The organism is Iodidimonas gelatinilytica, from assembly GCF_008579125.1.
Taxonomy (GTDB): domain Bacteria; phylum Pseudomonadota; class Alphaproteobacteria; order Sphingomonadales; family Rhodothalassiaceae; genus Iodidimonas; species Iodidimonas muriae.
Genome location: NZ_BKCL01000008.1, coordinates 36894 through 54333, shown reverse-complemented (window position 1 = coordinate 54333; position 17440 = coordinate 36894). Strand labels below are relative to the sequence as shown.

Sequence of the window (17440 nt, the reverse complement as noted above, 5' to 3'; positions counted from 1 at the left end):
ATGTCTCTAAAGGATAAAACCCATGCATGATGCCGTTATCGTTTCCACCGCCCGGACTGCCATCGGGAAAGCTTTTCGCGGGGCGTTCAATAACACGCCGTCCCCCACTTTGGCCGGACATGTGATCGCCAAAGCGGTAGAACGGGCGGGTATTGATCCGGGGGAAGTGGAAGATGTGATCCTTGGTGCGGCGTTGCAACAAGGGGTGCAGGCCCCCAATATCGGCCGCTTGGCGGCTTTGCGGGCCGGCTTGCCGACCCATGTTCCCGGTATGTCGGTGGATCGCCAATGCGCCTCTGGCCTGATGGCCATTGCCACGGCGGCCAAGCAGGTCTTGTTTGACGGTCAGAAAATTGCCGTCGGCGGTGGCGTTGATTCCATCTCTATGGTCCAGAACGAGAAATTCCGGGTGGAGCCGGACCCGTCTTTGGTGGCGATGCGCCCAGCCACTTATATGCCGATGATCGATACAGCCGAAGTTGTTGCCCAGCGCTATGGTATCAGCCGCGAAGAGCAAGATGCCTATGCGCTCAGCTCGCAGCAACGCACCGCCGCGGCCCAGGATGCGGGCCGTTTCGATGCGGAGATTGTTCCCTTCGACACCACAATGCTGGTGAAAGACAAGGAAACCGGTGAGATTTCCAGTCGGGATGTGCATATCGAAAAAGACGAAGGCAATCGGCCCGGCACCACTTTGGAAGGATTGCAGTCCTTGAAGCCGGTGCGGGGTCCGGGAAAATGTGTCACCGCAGGCAATGCCAGCCAGCTTTCAGATGGCGCGTCCGCTGTGGTGGTCATGGACAGCCGCGAAGCCGAGCGCCGCGGTATCGCGCCTTTGGGGATTTATCGCGGGATGGCCGTTGCGGGCACCGACCCGGATGAAATGGGGATCGGTCCGGTGTTTGCCATTCCCAAATTGTTGAAACTTCATGGTTTGACGGTGGATGATATCGGTCTTTGGGAACTGAACGAAGCCTTCGCCGTCCAAACGCTTTATTGCCGCGACAAGCTGGGCATCGATCCTGAAAAATTCAATGTGGATGGTGGCGCCATTTCCATCGGCCATCCTTATGGCATGTCGGGGGCGCGTCTGACCGGCCATGCGCTGATCGAAGGCAAGCGACGCGGTGTGAAATTCGTTGTTATCACCATGTGCGTGGGCGGTGGCCAGGGGGCTGCCGGATTGTTTGAAGTGGTTTGATTTAGCCTCTTCGCTCTTTCTTCCCAAGGCCGGTCCGGTCCCGTATTGCCATGCTTTATCGGGGCCGGTCAGCCTTGTTTTTATGGCCATGCTCGTGCTCATAGTCGATGATCACAGGCCAGTCGCTCAGGTCCAGATTCTGGCCCGGATTCTGGCCCAGATCCGCTGGTGGCTGTTCGCATTGTGGCCGCTTGATGGAGCAATCCCAACGCCAACGGGCTGGAAGCCCTTGCGCCGGAACCGCATTGGCATGAATACATTCGCAAATCCGGTTGGCCTGACAGCTCAACAGGCCTTCTTGCTGTGCCGTGCATAAGGGGGGCGCACTGGCATCTTGTGCCAGCTTTTCTGGCCTGGATGGGGGCGGGTGATCCTGTGATTGTGCAAGCGCTGTTTGTGATGCTACGAACCACAAGATGAGCAATCCAGTTTTTTTCCCAAGCATAATCCTATTTCCCAAACCATATCGGGGCGTTAATAATCATCTTAACGTATTCTATATCCCGTGTCATAACCGGCACTTGGGGGGTCAAAAATGACTTGGATCACGACGATCAAGCCCGACGAAGCCAGCGGGGAACTCAAATCTCTCTATGAGGATGCCGAGGCGGAAGATGGCATTGTTGATGGCCTTTTGATGGCGCACGCCCTGCGGCCTCACACGCTTGCCGGGCATATGGCGCTTTACAGATCCATTTTTCATCATCCGGGAAACAAACTGCCTTCGTGGATTCTGGATGTGGTGGGCGTTTATACAAGTCTGGTCAATGGTTGCCCCTATTGTGTGGAATATTGCTATGCCGCGCTTCGGGAACAGCTCGATGATGATGACCGTGCGGCGCAAATCCGCACCGCTTTGGAAGCCGGTTTGCCGCAAACCGCGCTTGCCGAAAAATATGTCGCCGCCGCCCATTATGCGGAAAAGCTGGCCCGCAGCCCCCGCGCTGTTGGGAAAATGGATATCGATGCCCTGCGCCATGCCGGCTTTGATGATGGTGAGATTTTGGAAATCAATCAGGTTGTGTCTTATTTTTCTTATGTAAACCGCACGATTTTGGGGCTTGGCGTTTCTGAAGATAGCCTGATTTCTCGCGGCCCTTATGCGGAAAAGAAATCCTGATCCGATCGGCACATTCCATGCCATCAAACCCTATTTGGAGTGGCAAAAAGCCCGCCTGCATGGCCGAGCGGGAAGCTCTTAAAGCAAATCTTGCAACATGCTCACAAGGGGCAGATCGGCTGCGGGCATGGGATAGTCCCCTAACCGCATAGGACGCACCCATTTCAGCGCGGCCGCCTCCAAGGGGCGCACAAGGCCGTCCCAATTGCGTATCACAAATAGCGGCATCACCAGATGAAACCGGTCATAGGAATGGCTGGCAAAGCTGAAGGGCTGCATGCAAGACACACAGACATCGATGCCCAGTTCTTCATAAAGCTCGCGGCGCAGGGCCATTTCGGGGATTTCGCCGGCTTCCACCTTGCCGCCGGGGAATTCCCACAAGCCCGCCATGGCTTTGCCTTCGGGCCGTTGGGCGATCAAAACCCGGCCATCGCTATCCACAAGGGCGGCGGCCACAACATGGATAATGGGCAGATTGCCGCTCACATTGATGGGGCGGGGCGGGCACGGGGCGGATTGATGGGCGTTTTCTGTCATGCCATGCGCCTAGCATGAAGCGCATTTTCAGACAATTGACACTTTAACGTCTGTGCAAGGATTTTCCGGCAGGCTTATGGGGAATCAGGGGAGAGGCCATGTATAGCCATTTACAGATCGGCAGGTTTCTGCGCGACAAATCCGGCGCGACCATGATGGAATATGGCCTGATCATTGCGATCATGTCCGTGGTTATCATTGCTGTGGCCTCTCTGTTCGGGGCAGAGGCCATCGATAGTTTCAATGCGCTATCAAGCAATATGGAAAATGCAGAAAGCACCATGAGCGATACTCCCCAATGAATTTCCAAACGGATTGATCTGCAACGAAGACCAAAGATCTTCGCCTGCTTATATCGTCCCGTTTGGGCCAACCCTTCACCAAACGGGGGGATTCTGTGTCTGTCAACGCATGCCCATGGCGGCGGTCATCGGCTGTTCTTGGGGGATGTCGCGTTCGAGCATGGCCCGGCGCACTGCCGATACTTCGCGGCGCATGCTTTCCAGCTCATCGCGCTGGCTGTGGCCGGGCGGCACTTTGCCTCCATGCAAAGCCTCTTCAAGCGCATTTTCTACCTGTTGCAGCAAGGTGAGATAGGCATCGGACGGGCTGGACATGATCAGATCTCCTTCAAGCGGTTGGCTTTCTGCGGATGTCTTTTCAAGAGCCGTGCCAGAGTCCAAACAGATGTGTAATTATCTGTTTTAATTGTATTTTTTAATTTTCTTCTGAGGATTCTCCAGAACAGATGCGGGCAGGGGGCAGAATCTTCCCCCGATACCCGGCAGGTCCTGCCTCATATGCCGTTTATGCTTTGCCTATCTCAGAAAGCCATATCCTTAGCTGCGATAATCGGCATTGATGGATATATAGCCATGGGTCAGATCGCAGGTCCAAACGGTGGCTTCGGCTTTTCCCACCCCTAAGTCCACATGCAGGCGGATATCTGCGCCTTTCATATGGGCGGCGGCGGTTGCTTCATCATAGGCGGGATGGCGCATGCCATTTTCCGCCACAAGCTGGTCGCCGATCCAGATCTTCAGTTGGTCGCGGTCCGCCCGTTCACCGGATTTTCCCACCGCCATCACGATGCGTCCCCAATTGGGGTCTTCTCCGGCCAAAGCGGTTTTGATCAGCGGCGAATTGGCAATGGCAAAGCCTACATGCGTGGCGGCATCAACGGTTTCGGCCCCTGAAACACGCACGGTGACAAATTTGCTGGCGCCTTCGCCATCGCGCACAATCTGATGCGCCAAATCCAGTGTCAGGATACGCAATTTCGCCCGGAAATCCTCAAGGCGCGGATCGTCCGCTTCGGTGATCGGGGCGTAGTGTGCCCCTTCTCCTGTGGCCATCATCAAAACCGTATCACTGGTGGAGGTGTCGGAATCCACGGTGATTCGGTTGAAGCTATGATCGACGGCATCGCGCAACAGCGCCTTTAAAACAGGAGGTGCAAGGGCTGCATTGGTGTACAAAAAGCCCAGCATGGTGGCCATGTCCGGTTGGATCATGCCCGATCCTTTGGCGATGCCTGCCAGCACCACTTTCTGGCCTTCAATCTGTGCGACGGCACAGGCCCCTTTCGGAAAGGTATCGGTGGTGGAAATGGCGGTTGCGGCGCTTTTCCAATGTGATCCGTGAAAGGACAGGTCATCCAGCGCCGTGATCAACGGGCGGCTGTCGAGCGGTTCACCGATGACTCCGGTGGAGGCGAGAAGCACCTGTCCGGGCGCACAACCAAGCCGGGCCGCTGCCGCTTCGGCCACGGATTCGGCGGCATTTGCCCCCATCTTGCCGGTGAAGGCATTGGCGTTTCCGGCATTGACGACAATGGCCTGTGCCAACCCATATCCATCATGCAAATGTGCCTTGCACCAATCCACCGGGGCGGATGGTGTGAGGGACCGGGTAAAGACGCCCGCGGTTGCCACCGCTTTTTTCGCGCGCATCACCAAAAAGTCCGGTCGCCCCTTATAGCGTAATCCGGTGGCCGCCGTGGCAAGGTCGATCCCCGGTACCGGCAGCATATTGGGAAAGCGCTTGGGGGCAAGCGGCGAACGTTTTAGCGCAACCATGGGCGTTCCTTTAAAAGCAAGTGCTCGACACAGCCCCTGCAGCCCGGAAAAGGGGCAGCAGAAAGCCAAAAACAGCGCACTTTGATGGGAGGCAGATCACCATGCAAGAGCCTTTGTCCGGGTCGGTTTGGTTGACAGGCTCAAATGGCCCGCTTATCTCCACAAGCAAAGTAGCGCGATGTGTATCTAAAACATCGTGCCCACAAAAGAACAGCATGGCTGTGAGGCATATGGGCTCACCGTCTTTCAAGGGGTTACACATGTTAGGTTTGGGCGCAGTCGCCAAAAAGATCTTTGGGTCACGCAATGACCGGATCGTGAAAAGCCTGATGGCTAAAGTTGCAGCCATCAACGCGCTCGAACCTGATTTTGAAAAATTGTCCGACGAGGCCTTGCGTGCCTGCACCGATCAGTTCCGGGAGCGTTTGAAAGCCGGAGAAACGCTGGACGATATTCAGGCCGAGGCTTTTGCCACCGTGCGTGAAGCGGCAAAACGTGGGTTGGGCCTGCGCCATTTCGACGTCCAGATGGTCGGCGGTATGGTGCTGCATAATGGCGATATCTCGGAAATGAAAACCGGTGAAGGCAAGACGCTGGTGTCCACGCTGGCCGCTTATCTCAATGCCATTGAAGGCAAGGGCGTCCACATCGTTACGGTGAATGATTATCTGGCCAGCCGCGATGCGGATTGGATGCGCAAGGTTTATGATCGCCTTGGCCTCAGCGTCGGGGTGATTGTGCATGATCTGGACGACGATCAGCGCCGCGCTGCCTATGCCGCCGATATCACCTATGGTACCAATAATGAATTCGGCTTCGATTATCTGCGCGACAATATGAAATACCGGCTGGACCAGATGGTGCAGCGGCCCTTCAATTACGCCATTGTCGATGAAGTGGATTCGATCCTGATCGATGAAGCGCGCACGCCGTTGATCATTTCCGGCCCCACAGAAGATAAATCCGATCTTTATTTGAAGGTCGATCGTCTGGTGCGTCGTCTTGATGACACGCATTATGAAAAAGACGAAAAGAACAAGACCATTGCCCTCACCGAAGAAGGGGCCGAGCGTATTGAAGAGATTCTGCGTGAGCATGATTTGTTGAAGGGCGAGAATCTCTACGATTACGAAAACACCGCCATCGTTCATCATGTGGATCAGGCCTTGCGCGCCCAGAAAATGTTCGAGCGCGATACGGATTATATCGTCAAGGATGGCAAGGTGGTCATCATTGATGAATTTACCGGACGTATGATGGCCGGTCGTCGGTGGTCCGGCGGTTTGCATCAGGCGGTGGAAGCCCGCGAAGGGGTGGAAATCCAGTCGGAAAATCAAACGCTGGCATCCATCACTTTCCAGAATTATTTCCGCATGTATCCCAAGCTTGCGGGGATGACTGGCACCGCGGCCACAGAAGCGGCGGAATTTGCCGAAATCTATGGCCTTGATGTTGTGGCCATTCCCACCAACAGGCCGGTACAGCGCAAAGATGAGCATGATGAATTTTATCGCACCGCCGATGAAAAGAATCAGGCCATTGTGGAAGAAATCCGCGCCTGTCGGGAGCGCGGCCAGCCGGTGCTTGTGGGCACGGTTTCCATTGAAAAATCGGAGCTTCTCTCCACGCTTTTGAAAAAGAGCAAGGTCAAGCACAATGTGCTCAACGCCCGCTATCACGAGCAGGAAGCCAGCATTGTTGCGCAGGCTGGCCGCTTGGGCGCGGTGACCATTGCCACCAATATGGCCGGCCGCGGCACCGATATTCAGCTTGGCGGCAATCTGGAAATGCGCATTGCTGATGAAACCGCCGACATCACCGATGAAGCAAAACGCCAGGAAGCCATCGCCCGAATCACCAAAGAGGTGGAAGAAGAAAAGCAAAAGGTGCTGGAAGCCGGCGGCCTTTATGTGATGGGCACCGAACGGCACGAATCGCGGCGTATCGACAATCAGCTTCGCGGCCGTTCCGGCCGTCAGGGCGATCCGGGGACCTCGAAATTCTATCTGTCTTTGCAAGATGACATGATGCGTATTTTCGGCCCTGAACGCATGGACGCCATGCTGGTGAAGCTGGGCATTCAGGAAGGCGAAGCCATCGTCCATCCCTGGCTCAACCGGGCCATCGAAAAGGCGCAGGAAAAGGTTGAAGCGCGCAATTTCGAAATGCGCAAGCATGTGCTGAAGTTCGACGATGTGATGAACGATCAGCGCAAGGTGATCTTTGAACAGCGCCGCGAGATCATGGATGTGGAGGACGTGGCCGATACGGTGAAGGCCATGCGCGAGGAAAGCGTCCATGCGCTGGTGGGCGCCCATTGCCCGCCCAAGGCCTATCCCGAACAATGGGATGTGGAAGGTCTTGATGTCGAGGTGAAGCGGGTTTTCTCTTTGACTTTGCCACTGGCCGACTGGGCGGCGGAAGAAGGCATCGATCAGGCCAAAATGATCGAGCGGCTGGATATGGCCAGCGAGCGGGCTATGGCGGAAAAAGCCACGCGCTATGGGCCGGATGTTTGGCGGCAGGTGGAAAAAAGCCTGCTATTGCAGATCATCGATCAGGAATGGAAAGACCATCTGGCCAATCTCGATTATCTGCGGCAAGCGGTGAATTTGCGCGCCTTGGCCCAGCGCAATCCGCTTAATGAATATAAAACGGAAGCCTTCGCCATGTTTGAAGCGATGCTTGGCCATGTGCGCGAATCGGTGACCCAGATGTTGAGTCATGTGGAACTGCAACGCCCCGAAGCCCCGGCCGAACCGGAGCCGCCCAAACAAATGAGCGTCCAACATCCTGACCCCCATACCGGTCAGAACCAGATCGCCGGGAAAGCACCTTTGGGGGCATCTGCCCAGGTGGTGAATGTGGGTGGCACGGTGGAAGCGCGTCAGGCGGCAAGTGATGTAGATCCCAATAATCCCGCGACTTGGGGCCGGGTTGCCCGCAATGCGCCTTGTCCGTGCGGTTCTGGCAAAAAATATAAGCACTGCCACGGGGTGCTTTGATGCTATTCTTCAGGTCGGTGCAGATGGCGGTGCTTTTGCTTCTAAAAACAGGCCGGCAAGGCAGATCTGTGAAAGAATTGCCCGCCGCTTGCTTGCACCTCTAAAACCCCTGTGCTAAGGGGTGCGCGCTTGGTTATGGAGCGGCTTGGCGGCAAGACCATTGGTCGGACCGGAAACGGACCCCGCTAAAGATCGCTTCCACAACCGAACGACCCTGATTTCCCAACAAGGATCAAGACCTTGCCCGCAGAGAAAGCGATCGTTTCCGGACTGTCCGGCCGTTACGCGACGGCGCTCTTCGAGCTTGCCCAAGCACAAGACGCGTTGGATACCGTTGAGAGCGACCTGAGCAAATTGAAGGCGCTGATGGCTGATGGCGCCGATATTGCCGCAATGGTGGCATCGCCTGTTCTCACCCGCACCCAACAAGGTGCGATGGTGGCGAGCCTTGCCAAGCCTTTGGGCCTGTCGCCCTTGACCATGAAATTTCTCGGTGTTCTGGCGCAAAACCGTCGCCTGAACACTCTTGCACCTGCGATTCGCGATTTTGCGGCGCTGCAGGCTGCCCATAAAGGGGAAGTGACCGCCGATATCCGTTCGGCCAGGGCGCTTACCAAAACACAAATGACGGCCTTGGAGGCCAAATTGAAGTCGATTGCCGGGCGTGATGTGGCGATCAATGCGGATGTGGACCCGTCGCTGATCGGCGGACTTGTCATCAAACTCGGCTCCCGCATGATCGACGGATCAATCGCCACCAAGCTCGACAGTCTCGAACGCGCCATGAAAGGGGTTTGACCATGGACATCCGTGCTGCGGAAATTTCGCAGGTCCTCAAAGACCAGATCGCAGGCTTCGGTGTTGAAGCCGAAGTTTCAGAAGTTGGTCAGGTTCTCTCGGTGGGGGACGGCATCGCCCGTGTCCACGGGCTGGACAATGTTCAGGCCGGGGAAATGGTTGAATTTCCGGGTGGTGTGCAGGGCATGGCCCTCAATCTGGAAGCCGACAATGTGGGGATCGTGATTTTCGGATCCGATCAGCACATCCGGGAAGGCGATACCGTCAAGCGGACGGGCACCATTGTGGACGTGCCGGTGGGCCGTGGGTTGCTTGGCCGCGTGGTGGATGCCCTTGGTAATCCCATCGACGGCAAAGGCCCGATCGTGGATGCCGAAAGAAAGCGCGTGGAAGTGAAAGCGCCGGGCATCATTCCGCGTAAATCGGTGCATGAACCGATGCAATCCGGTCTTAAGGCCGTTGATGCGTTGGTGCCTGTGGGCCGTGGTCAGCGCGAGCTGATCATCGGTGACCGTCAGACCGGTAAAACCGCCGTTGCCATCGATACCTTCCTCAATCAGCGGCAGGTAAATGCCGGTGATGATGAATCCAAAAAGCTTTATTGCGTCTATGTGGCCGTTGGGCAAAAGCGTTCCACCGTCGCCCAGATCGTGAAAACTCTCGAAGAAAATGGCGCGATGGACTATTCCATCGTTGTTGCCGCCACGGCGTCCGAGCCTGCTCCTTTGCAGTTCCTTGCGCCTTATACCGGCTGCGCCATGGGTGAGTTCTTCCGCGACAATGGCATGCATGCGTGATCGTTTATGACGATCTGTCCAAGCAGGCCGTGGCCTATCGCCAGATGTCGTTGTTGCTGCGTCGTCCTCCGGGACGTGAAGCCTATCCGGGGGATGTGTTCTATCTTCACAGCCGCCTTCTGGAGCGCGCCGCCAAGCTCAACGAAGATCATGGAGCCGGGTCATTGACCGCGCTGCCCATCGTTGAAACGCAGGCCGGTGACGTGTCCGCCTATATTCCGACCAATGTGATTTCCATCACCGATGGCCAGATTTTCCTGGAAACGAACCTGTTCTATCGCGGCATTCGCCCGGCCATTAATGTGGGCCTGTCGGTGAGTCGTGTGGGGTCTGCTGCCCAGATCAAGGCCATGAAGCAGGTGTCGGGATCCATGAAGCTGGAACTGGCGCAGTATCGTGAAATGGAAGCCTTTGCGCAGTTTGGCTCGGATCTGGATAAATCCACCCAGCAATTGCTGAATCGTGGCCAGCGCCTGACCGAGCTTTTGAAGCAGAAGCAATATTCACCGATGCCGGTGGAAGAGCAGGTGGTGTCCATCTATGCAGGGACGCGCGGTTATCTGGATAAGGTTGCTGCCAATCAAGTGACCCGTTTCGAGACTGAATTTCTCACCCAGATGCGCTCCAAACATGCCGATCTGCTTGAGAAAATCCGTACTGAGCAGAAGTTGACCGATGCGATCGAAAGCGAACTGAAATCGATTCTCGTCAGCTTCTCGGGCAATTTCGCTTAATCGACGTCCGATAGGGGACAGCAATGGCCAGCCTCAAGGATCTCAGAAATCGCATCGCCAGCGTCAAGTCGACGCAGAAGATCACGAAGGCGATGAAGATGGTCGCGGCCTCCAAGCTCAAACGAGCGCAGGAAGCCGCAGAATCCGCACGGCCCTATGCCGAGCGCATGGATAAAGTTATGGGTGCGCTTGGCCAATCGGTGGCCAATCTGCCCGGCGCCTCACCCTTGCTTGTGGGGAATGGCCAGAACCAGACCTATCTGGTGGTGGTCGCCACCTCCGAGCGTGGTTTGTGCGGTGGTTTCAACACCAATATCGTACGTGCCGCCAAACGGCGCATCGATGCCCTTCTGGCCGAAGGCAAGGATGTGAAAATCCTGTGCGTTGGTCGTAAGGGACGGGCACAGCTACAGCGTTTTTACGGAAACCGTATCCTTGATACTGTGGATATGGGCGGCACCCGTTATGTGGGCTTTTCCGATGCAGCGCGCATTGCCGAGCGGGTGCGGGTGATGTTCGATGAGGGTGTGTTCGATGTGGCGGTGTTGTTCTATGCCCGCTTCCAGTCGGCACTGACCCAGATCGCCACCGAACAGCAGCTCATCCCCGTGCCATTGCCCGATGCGGATCAGGCAGATGGTCTGTTGGATGCGGGCGGTGATGCGATTTACGAATATGAGCCCAATGAAGAAGCAATTCTCGACGATCTGTTGCCACGCAATGTGAGCGTGCAGGTTTATCGGGCCCTTCTTGAGAATGCAGCGTCTGAACAGGGCGCGCGGATGACGGCAATGGATGCGGCGACCCGCAATGCCGGAGATCTGATCGACCGTCTGACCATCCAGTATAACCGGACCCGTCAGGCTGTGATCACCAAGGAACTGATCGAAATCATTTCGGGCGCAGAGGCGCTCTGAGACAAGCACAGGCAATCCGTTGCGGGAACGCGAGGAGAGAGAAGAGATGGCAAAGAGCACCAAGAATACGGGCCGTATTGTATCGGTCATCGGCCCCGTGGTGGACGTGCAGTTCGATGGCGACCTGCCCGAAATCCTGACCGCCCTTGAAGCAGACAATCATGGCACACGGCTTGTGTTGGAAGTGGCGCAACATCTGGGGGAAAATATCCTGCGGACCATTGCCATGGACAGCACCGACGGGTTGGTGCGCGGTCAGGAAGTGACCAGCTCCGGTCGTCCGATTTCCGTGCCGGTTGGTCCGGAAACATTGGGCCGCATCATGAATGTGGTGGGTGAGCCTGTGGATGAGCGCGGCCCGGTGAATGCCAAGGCCACGGCTCCCATCCATGCCCCTGCCCCTGAATTTGTGGATCAATCCACGGATACGGAAATTCTGGTCACTGGCATTAAGGTCGTGGATTTGCTGGCTCCTTATTCCAAGGGCGGCAAGGTTGGTCTGTTCGGCGGTGCCGGCGTGGGCAAGACCGTGCTGATTCAGGAATTGATCAACAATATCGCCAAGGGCCATGGCGGCACCTCGGTGTTTGCCGGCGTGGGTGAGCGGACCCGTGAAGGCAACGATCTGTATCATGAATTCCTCGACGCCGGGGTTATTGCCAAAGACGCAGACGGCAATCCCACCTCGGAAGGATCGAAAGTGGCGCTGGTCTTTGGCCAGATGAACGAACCGCCGGGAGCCCGTGCCCGCGTGGCGCTGTCCGGCCTTACCATGGCGGAATATTTCCGCGACCAGGAAGGTCAGGACGTTTTGTTCTTCGTCGATAATATTTTCCGCTTCACGCAGGCGGGTTCGGAAGTGTCGGCGCTTTTGGGCCGTATTCCTTCCGCTGTGGGCTATCAGCCGACATTGGCCACGGATATGGGAGCTCTGCAAGAGCGCATCACCTCCACCAACAAGGGATCGATCACCTCGGTGCAGGCCATTTATGTGCCCGCCGATGATTTGACCGATCCGGCCCCTGCTGCATCTTTCGCCCATTTGGATGCCACCACGGTGCTTAACCGCGCCATTGCCGAACTGGGCATCTATCCGGCGGTGGATCCGCTGGATTCCTCGTCGCGTATGCTTGACCCGCGCATTATCGGTGAAGAGCATTATCAAGTGACCCGCGATGTGCAGCGCGTTCTGCAAAGCTATAAATCCTTGCAGGATATCATTGCCATTCTGGGCATGGATGAATTGTCGGAAGAAGACAAACTCACCGTGGCCCGCGCCCGTAAAATCCAGCGGTTCTTGTCGCAGCCTTTCCATGTGGCAGAAATCTTCACCGGCTTCCCGGGCGTGTTCGTGCAGCTTGAAGACACCATCAAGGGCTTCAAGGCCATCGTGGATGGTGAATGCGATGATATGCCTGAATCCGCGTTCTACATGGTTGGAACGCTGGAAGATGCCAAGGCGAAAGCCCGTAAGCTGGCCGCTGAAGCAGCTTAATGACCGGTGGCGTCCGCAAGTTTTCGGGCGCCATTCGGGAGACATGATGTGACGATCGCCTTTCTTCGCCCTGTGCGAAGAAAGGCACATCGAGGAGGTGGCCGCTATGGCGGAACAAATACATTTCGAATTGGTAAGCCCTGAGCGTTTGTTGATGGACGTGGAAGCCGCGCATGTGATCGTGCCCGGTTCGGAAGGGGAATTCGGTGTGCTGCCCGGCCATGCTCCTTTCATGTCCACTTTGCGTCCCGGTATGATTTCCGTTTTTGAAGACGAAAGTCAGCCCCCCAAAAAACTGTTCTTGAAAGGCGGTTTTGTGGAGGTGAATGCCAAAGGGATCGTGGTTCTGGCGGAAGACAGCATCGACCTTGATACCGTGGATGCGGCACAGCTTGATCAAGACATCAAGAATGCCACCGAAGATCTGGAGCTGGCGAAAGACGCGCTGGCGCTTCAGCGGCTGAAGCCAAATTGGCATGGATGGGCCCCTTGCGGGAAATTATCCGTCAGGCTTGAGCGGTCAAAAAAGCGGCTTTGCTTCGCGTAATGTGTTCCTTTTGACCTTTGGCCCGATTGGGCAGTAAAGTCGTGCCTTGGCGCGGCTTTTTTGTTTTTGGAACAACTGTGCTGAGCAGCCGTCTTTATGCGGGCAGCTTTTAAAAAGGATCGAGACAGAAACAATGGCGCAAAAATGGACATTGGAGTCGATTGACTGGGATCAGTTCGATGCGACGAAATTGTCGCCAACCTTGCTGGCCGTGGTGAAGGCGGCGGCGCTGGTGGAGGCCAATTCCGCCGATTATGTGACCTATTTGTGCAATGTTTTTTCCCATGACGAGGCCTTTAAAGATGCGGCGCGTCAATGGGGCGTGGAAGAAGCGCAGCATGGGGCTGCCCTTGGTCGCTGGGCGGAAATCGCCGATCCGTCCTTTTCCTTCGAGGAAAGCCTTGCGCTGTTCCGCAAAGGCTATTCCCTGCCTTTGGGGGCGGAACAATCGGTGCGCGGCAGCCATGCCGGGGAATTGATCGCCCGCTGTGTGGTGGAATCGGGTACGTCCTCTTTTTATTCCGCCATCCGCGATGCCAGCGAAGAACCGGTGTTGAAAGAGGTTTGCCGCCGCATCGCCATTGATGAATTTTTCCACTATCAATTGTTCCAAAAGCATCTGCAGCGCTATAAATCCGGCGACAAGCTCAGCCTGTGGGAGCGGTTGAAGGTGGCCATCGGCCGGGTGCAAGAAGCCGAAGATGATGAGCTGTCCTATGCGTGGTTCGCCGCCAATGTGCTGCCCAAAAATCCCGATGCCGTTTATAACACCGGCGACAATGCAAAGGCCTATTGGCGCGGGGCGATGAGCCTTTATCAACGCCCGCATATCGAAAATGCCGCCCGCATGATCCTGCGCGCCGCCGATTTCAATCCCAATGGCCGCTTCGCCAATCTGGCCGCCGGTGCCAGTTGGCATTTTGTGCGCTGGCGGCGCGACCGGCTGGCCAAAGCCGCCTGACACCTGCTTTTCATGAACAAGGGCGGCGCTTATCATGGCACCGCCCTTGTGCTTTGTTTTGAAAGGCTTATGCCCGTTCTTAATGGGCGAGGGCGTTTTCTTCCTCGTCGCCATTGCTTCTTGGTGCGCGAAAGGCCTTCGACCAGAACAGGCTGTTCAAAAAGAGCTTGTTGGTGCCCAGAAAAGTGGCGCGGAAATTGGGATCGTCGGCAAACAGGATCACGGTGCCGCGGCCCAGCCGTTCGGCCACCATCATGGGTGATCCGGCAATTTCCGCCAGACGCTTGTCGGAAGCATAGCCGGAAAGAATGGGCGATGTTTCCAGGTAACGGGCAATGGTGGCATAGGGATTTTGGGGAGTGGCCAATACAAGTGTGGTGTTGCGATGGCTGGGGAGCAACCGATCCTGATAGCCAAAGCCCAAAGGATGCGTGATATCAAGATCGCTGGCAAAAATTGCCCCGCCGATCACGTCTTTGGCTTCTTCTACATCATAATCGGCATAATCCGTCCGCTGTGATGTTTTGGGTGCTTGCGCCTTGTCTTTGCCCTTGGCGTTTCCACCGCTGTTCAGCAGGGCCTGTTGTGCCCATGTGGCCCCTTGGCGCAGGGCGATCAGCGTGCCGCCCTCTTCCTTGATCCATTGCTCCAGTCGTTTGGTGCTGCGGCTGTTCAAAGCCGCCCGCCCGCCGGGCAGCACCATATGGCTATAGCGTGACCAATCGAGACCCATCAGATCGCTTTTGGCGCGCAAGGTGACGGGGATCTGCATGCGCTTGTCCAAAAGATGCCATGCCTCTCCCGCTTCATATTTCGACAGGCCATCATCAAAAACCAGCACCACATGGGGGGTGCTGAGCGATTGGAACGAACTGCGCCCGCCCAGATCGGCACCTTCGGTCGGGGTAAGGCCCGATGTGACGGCATGAACAGGGATGCCCTCGATCCGGGTCACAGATGTCACATGCTCATAAAGGCTGTCCGCATCCACATCATCCTGACCGGCCAAAGGCACGAACAAGGCGCCGCGCGGGAAGTGGCGTTCGCCTTTGCTGGTCAGGACGGAAAAAGGCTCCATGGCGCCGCGCACATGAACCCCTGCGGCCAATAGCCGGTTCAGTGCCTTTGGTGCATAATAATCTTCCCAGGAAAACACATAGCCATAAGAGGCGCGATCCGGCGCTTCGGCGCGGGGCCATGCCATTTGCGCCTGCGCTTCATCGCCTAAAAGGTCAGTGCGCCACGCCTTTTTATTCAGGGCCGCATAATCCAGATCATAGGCCAAAGGCAGCGTCCAGCCGGAGACATCATAGAAAATCGCTTCCTTGAAGCTGCGGACCCGATCAAACAGGCCTTTGATCATATGATATTGCGCTTGTGCCACGGGCACCAGATAGGCATCCCCGGCTTGAAAGCTGTGATCGTCCACCGTGACATCGCGGGCAAGGGCATAGGCTTGCACCTGATGGCGCTCCAGAAGATCAAGGAAATGCGCCAGCCGGGCTTTGTCCGGGGAGGTAAACACCCAGCCGCGGATATCATCTTTCTGGCCCTGTTCTCTGGCTTCCTGGAAAAAGCTGTATTGATTGTCCAAAAGCCGCGGGGCCAGGCTGCGCGCCCCTTCTATGGAGGACAAAGAGGTGCGGAAATGCTTGCGGATATTGGCCGCATAATGACGCACCCCATTGGGGGTTTCGATGGCCCCGCCGCGCGCCGCGCCGGCTTCAAACAAAATCCCTACCGAGCCGTTGATATGGGGATATGTGGAGCCCTTGCCGATATAATAATTATCAAAGCCTTCTTCGGTGAAATAAAGCGTGCCGTCGCGGTCCAGCGTTTTGGCATGGAAGTGCGCCATATCTTTCAGCAATTGGCGGGAGCGGTCGGGGATCAGGGGGTTTTTGCGATTGGGCACCCCGGGGTGGAAATAGTAAGTCGAATTGGACCCCATCTCATGATAATCCACCGTCACATTGGGTTTCCACTGATGCCATTTGGAGAGCCATGCCTGTGCTTCGGGCTGGGTTTGCAACAGCCATTGACGGTTGAGATCGAACCAATAGTGATTGGTGCGGGCATCGATCCATAAATCATGGGCCGCATGCGCTGGATCTGTCACCGGCACATCGGACATGAATTTCAGGACATGGTTGATGCGCCGCGAATGGCCATCGGGATTGAAGATGGCGGTGATCAGGATCACACTTTGGGACAAGGTGTTCTCAATGGCCTCGCCCTTGGCCGCTGCCAGATGGTAAACCACTGGTATCACCGCATCCATGCCAGACGATTCCGCCCCATGCACCCCGTAATTGAGCCATGTGACCACCGGCATGCTGTCATTGGGCTGTATGCCGCTATCGGGATTGCTGAGCGCCACATGCCGGGTGCGGATGTCTTCAAGCCGGCTATGGTTTTCAGGATTTGTGACCACCAGAAACTCGATGGGGCGGCCTTCATGGCTATAGCCGATGGTTTCAATGCTGATCCGGTCAGACAAACCCGCCACAGTGCGCAGATAATCGACCATCCGGTCATGGCGTACCGGCTGCGCGCCCAATTCATGGCGTAAGAAAGCCTCTGGCGTTGGGATGGCCGGATCATAGGTGACATCATCGGGTGTGAAATAGCCGATGGGTTCTGCATGGGTTGTAAGCCCGGTAAAAACAAACAGCAAAGCGACGATGGTGGTGATGGTTCGGTACATATGGGCGGCCCCTTTGATTTATATCCCCAGGCCCATAGCCTAGCCGCCAAAGCCTCTTTCTGCCAAGCCTTGCACGCTTTTGGAGAATGCCGTTAGAAAGGGCATATTCAACCTTGAAGGAGTGCGCTTATGACCACCAAAATCTGGCACAATCCCCGCTGTTCAAAATCCCGTCAGACTTTGGCGCTTTTGGAAGAGCAAGGCATCAATCCCGAAATCCAGCTCTATCTGGAAAACGCCCCGACGGCACAGGATATTGAACAGGCCCTGACATTATTGGGAAAAGCCCCGCGCGATCTGATGCGGCGCGGTGAAGCCCTTTATAAAGATTTGGGGCTGGACGACCCGGCTTTAAGCCATGCCGATCTGGTGGCGGCGATGATGGCTCATCCCAAGCTGATCGAGCGTCCGGTGGTGTTCCATCAAGGCAAGGCCGCTTTGGGCCGCCCGCCCGAGCAGGTGTTGGAGATTTTATAAGCACCCTTTCCACCAGTCCGCCATCGCGGATTGGCTTCATGGATTGGCATGGGCGGGCGCGGT

At 56.3% G+C, this 17440-nt stretch carries 15 protein-coding genes and 1 pseudogene; 11 read left to right on the top strand and 5 right to left on the bottom strand.

Annotated elements, in window-relative coordinates; all coding sequences use genetic code 11:
- The first annotated feature begins 22 nt into the window (after window positions 1-22).
- Window positions 23-1201, top strand: coding sequence for an acetyl-CoA C-acyltransferase (locus JCM17844_RS10740; RefSeq protein WP_150000960.1), 1179 nt, complete (start codon window positions 23-25; stop codon window positions 1199-1201).
- A gap of 55 nt (window positions 1202-1256) precedes the next feature.
- Here the strand turns inward: JCM17844_RS10740 and JCM17844_RS10735 are convergent, their stop codons facing one another.
- On the bottom strand, window positions 1257-1646 hold the full coding sequence (locus JCM17844_RS10735; protein WP_150000959.1) for a hypothetical protein: 390 nt from the start codon (window positions 1644-1646) through the stop codon (window positions 1257-1259).
- Window positions 1647-1736: 90 nt separating this feature from the next.
- On the opposite strand from JCM17844_RS10735, the gene JCM17844_RS10730 reads away from it, so the two are divergent.
- Window positions 1737-2321, top strand: coding sequence for a carboxymuconolactone decarboxylase family protein (locus JCM17844_RS10730; RefSeq protein ID WP_150000958.1), 585 nt, complete (start codon window positions 1737-1739; stop codon window positions 2319-2321).
- Window positions 2322-2399: 78 nt separating this feature from the next.
- Here the strand turns inward: JCM17844_RS10730 and JCM17844_RS10725 are convergent, their stop codons facing one another.
- Complete coding sequence (locus tag JCM17844_RS10725; RefSeq protein ID WP_150000957.1) at window positions 2400-2861, bottom strand: (deoxy)nucleoside triphosphate pyrophosphohydrolase; 462 nt, start codon at window positions 2859-2861, stop codon at window positions 2400-2402.
- A 98-nt stretch (window positions 2862-2959) separates the two neighbouring features.
- On the opposite strand from JCM17844_RS10725, the gene JCM17844_RS10720 reads away from it, so the two are divergent.
- Window positions 2960-3163: a Flp family type IVb pilin gene (locus JCM17844_RS10720; protein WP_150000956.1), complete on the top strand. Its 204-nt coding sequence runs from the start codon at window positions 2960-2962 to the stop codon at window positions 3161-3163.
- 102 nt (window positions 3164-3265) lie between these two features.
- Here JCM17844_RS10720 and JCM17844_RS10715 read toward each other — a convergent pair whose 3' ends face one another.
- Window positions 3266-3478, bottom strand: coding sequence for a hypothetical protein (locus tag JCM17844_RS10715; protein ID WP_150000955.1), 213 nt, complete (start codon window positions 3476-3478; stop codon window positions 3266-3268).
- 222 nt (window positions 3479-3700) lie between these two features.
- Window positions 3701-4939, bottom strand: a complete 1239-nt coding sequence (argJ, locus tag JCM17844_RS10710; protein WP_150000954.1) for a bifunctional glutamate N-acetyltransferase/amino-acid acetyltransferase ArgJ — start codon at window positions 4937-4939, stop codon at window positions 3701-3703.
- A 260-nt stretch (window positions 4940-5199) separates the two neighbouring features.
- On the opposite strand from argJ, the gene secA reads away from it, so the two are divergent.
- The 7 genes and pseudogenes from secA to JCM17844_RS10675 all read left to right on the top strand — a co-directional run bounded on the left by secA (window position 5200) and on the right by JCM17844_RS10675 (window position 14193).
- Entirely contained in the window at window positions 5200-7944 is a 2745-nt protein-coding gene (secA, locus tag JCM17844_RS10705) for a preprotein translocase subunit SecA (protein WP_150000953.1), read from the top strand.
- Between the two features lie 240 nt (window positions 7945-8184).
- Window positions 8185-8742, top strand: coding sequence for a F0F1 ATP synthase subunit delta (locus JCM17844_RS10700; RefSeq protein WP_150000952.1), 558 nt, complete (start codon window positions 8185-8187; stop codon window positions 8740-8742).
- A gap of 2 nt (window positions 8743-8744) precedes the next feature.
- Window positions 8745-10273 (top strand): annotated as a pseudogene (gene atpA, locus JCM17844_RS10695) (F0F1 ATP synthase subunit alpha).
- A gap of 23 nt (window positions 10274-10296) precedes the next feature.
- Window positions 10297-11190, top strand: coding sequence for a F0F1 ATP synthase subunit gamma (locus JCM17844_RS10690; protein ID WP_150000951.1), 894 nt, complete (start codon window positions 10297-10299; stop codon window positions 11188-11190).
- Between the two features lie 46 nt (window positions 11191-11236).
- On the top strand, window positions 11237-12685 hold the full coding sequence (gene atpD / locus JCM17844_RS10685; protein ID WP_150000950.1) for a F0F1 ATP synthase subunit beta: 1449 nt from the start codon (window positions 11237-11239) through the stop codon (window positions 12683-12685).
- A 106-nt stretch (window positions 12686-12791) separates the two neighbouring features.
- Complete coding sequence (gene atpC / locus JCM17844_RS10680) at window positions 12792-13232, top strand: ATP synthase F1 subunit epsilon (RefSeq protein WP_150000949.1); 441 nt, start codon at window positions 12792-12794, stop codon at window positions 13230-13232.
- A gap of 133 nt (window positions 13233-13365) precedes the next feature.
- Window positions 13366-14193, top strand: coding sequence for a ferritin-like domain-containing protein (locus JCM17844_RS10675; RefSeq protein ID WP_150000948.1), 828 nt, complete (start codon window positions 13366-13368; stop codon window positions 14191-14193).
- Between the two features lie 79 nt (window positions 14194-14272).
- On the opposite strand, the gene JCM17844_RS10670 is transcribed toward JCM17844_RS10675, so the two are convergent.
- Window positions 14273-16900: a M14 family zinc carboxypeptidase gene (locus JCM17844_RS10670; RefSeq protein WP_150000947.1), complete on the bottom strand. Its 2628-nt coding sequence runs from the start codon at window positions 16898-16900 to the stop codon at window positions 14273-14275.
- A 129-nt stretch (window positions 16901-17029) separates the two neighbouring features.
- Here JCM17844_RS10670 and arsC point away from each other — a divergent pair, with 129 nt between their 5' ends.
- Window positions 17030-17377 (top strand): arsenate reductase (glutaredoxin), encoded by a 348-nt coding sequence (gene arsC, locus JCM17844_RS10665; protein ID WP_150000946.1) that lies wholly within the window; start codon window positions 17030-17032, stop codon window positions 17375-17377.
- The last annotated feature ends 63 nt before the right edge of the window (window positions 17378-17440 follow it).

Excerpts from the sequence above, each read along its gene's own strand:
- JCM17844_RS10740 (WP_150000960.1), top strand. The coding sequence starts at position 23 with ATGCATGATGCCGTTATCGTTTCCACCGCCCGGACTGCCATCGGGAAA.
- JCM17844_RS10735 (WP_150000959.1), bottom strand. The coding sequence starts at position 1,646 with ATGCTTGGGAAAAAAACTGGATTGCTCATCTTGTGGTTCGTAGCATCA.
- JCM17844_RS10730 (WP_150000958.1), top strand. The coding sequence starts at position 1,737 with ATGACTTGGATCACGACGATCAAGCCCGACGAAGCCAGCGGGGAACTC.
- JCM17844_RS10725 (WP_150000957.1), bottom strand. The coding sequence starts at position 2,861 with ATGACAGAAAACGCCCATCAATCCGCCCCGTGCCCGCCCCGCCCCATC.
- JCM17844_RS10720 (WP_150000956.1), top strand. The coding sequence starts at position 2,960 with ATGTATAGCCATTTACAGATCGGCAGGTTTCTGCGCGACAAATCCGGC.
- JCM17844_RS10715 (WP_150000955.1), bottom strand. The coding sequence starts at position 3,478 with ATGTCCAGCCCGTCCGATGCCTATCTCACCTTGCTGCAACAGGTAGAA.
- argJ (WP_150000954.1), bottom strand. The coding sequence starts at position 4,939 with ATGGTTGCGCTAAAACGTTCGCCGCTTGCCCCCAAGCGCTTTCCCAAT.
- secA (WP_150000953.1), top strand. The coding sequence starts at position 5,200 with ATGTTAGGTTTGGGCGCAGTCGCCAAAAAGATCTTTGGGTCACGCAAT.
- JCM17844_RS10690 (WP_150000951.1), top strand. The coding sequence starts at position 10,297 with ATGGCCAGCCTCAAGGATCTCAGAAATCGCATCGCCAGCGTCAAGTCG.
- atpD (WP_150000950.1), top strand. The coding sequence starts at position 11,237 with ATGGCAAAGAGCACCAAGAATACGGGCCGTATTGTATCGGTCATCGGC.
- atpC (WP_150000949.1), top strand. The coding sequence starts at position 12,792 with ATGGCGGAACAAATACATTTCGAATTGGTAAGCCCTGAGCGTTTGTTG.
- JCM17844_RS10675 (WP_150000948.1), top strand. The coding sequence starts at position 13,366 with ATGGCGCAAAAATGGACATTGGAGTCGATTGACTGGGATCAGTTCGAT.
- JCM17844_RS10670 (WP_150000947.1), bottom strand. The coding sequence starts at position 16,900 with ATGTACCGAACCATCACCACCATCGTCGCTTTGCTGTTTGTTTTTACC.
- arsC (WP_150000946.1), top strand. The coding sequence starts at position 17,030 with ATGACCACCAAAATCTGGCACAATCCCCGCTGTTCAAAATCCCGTCAG.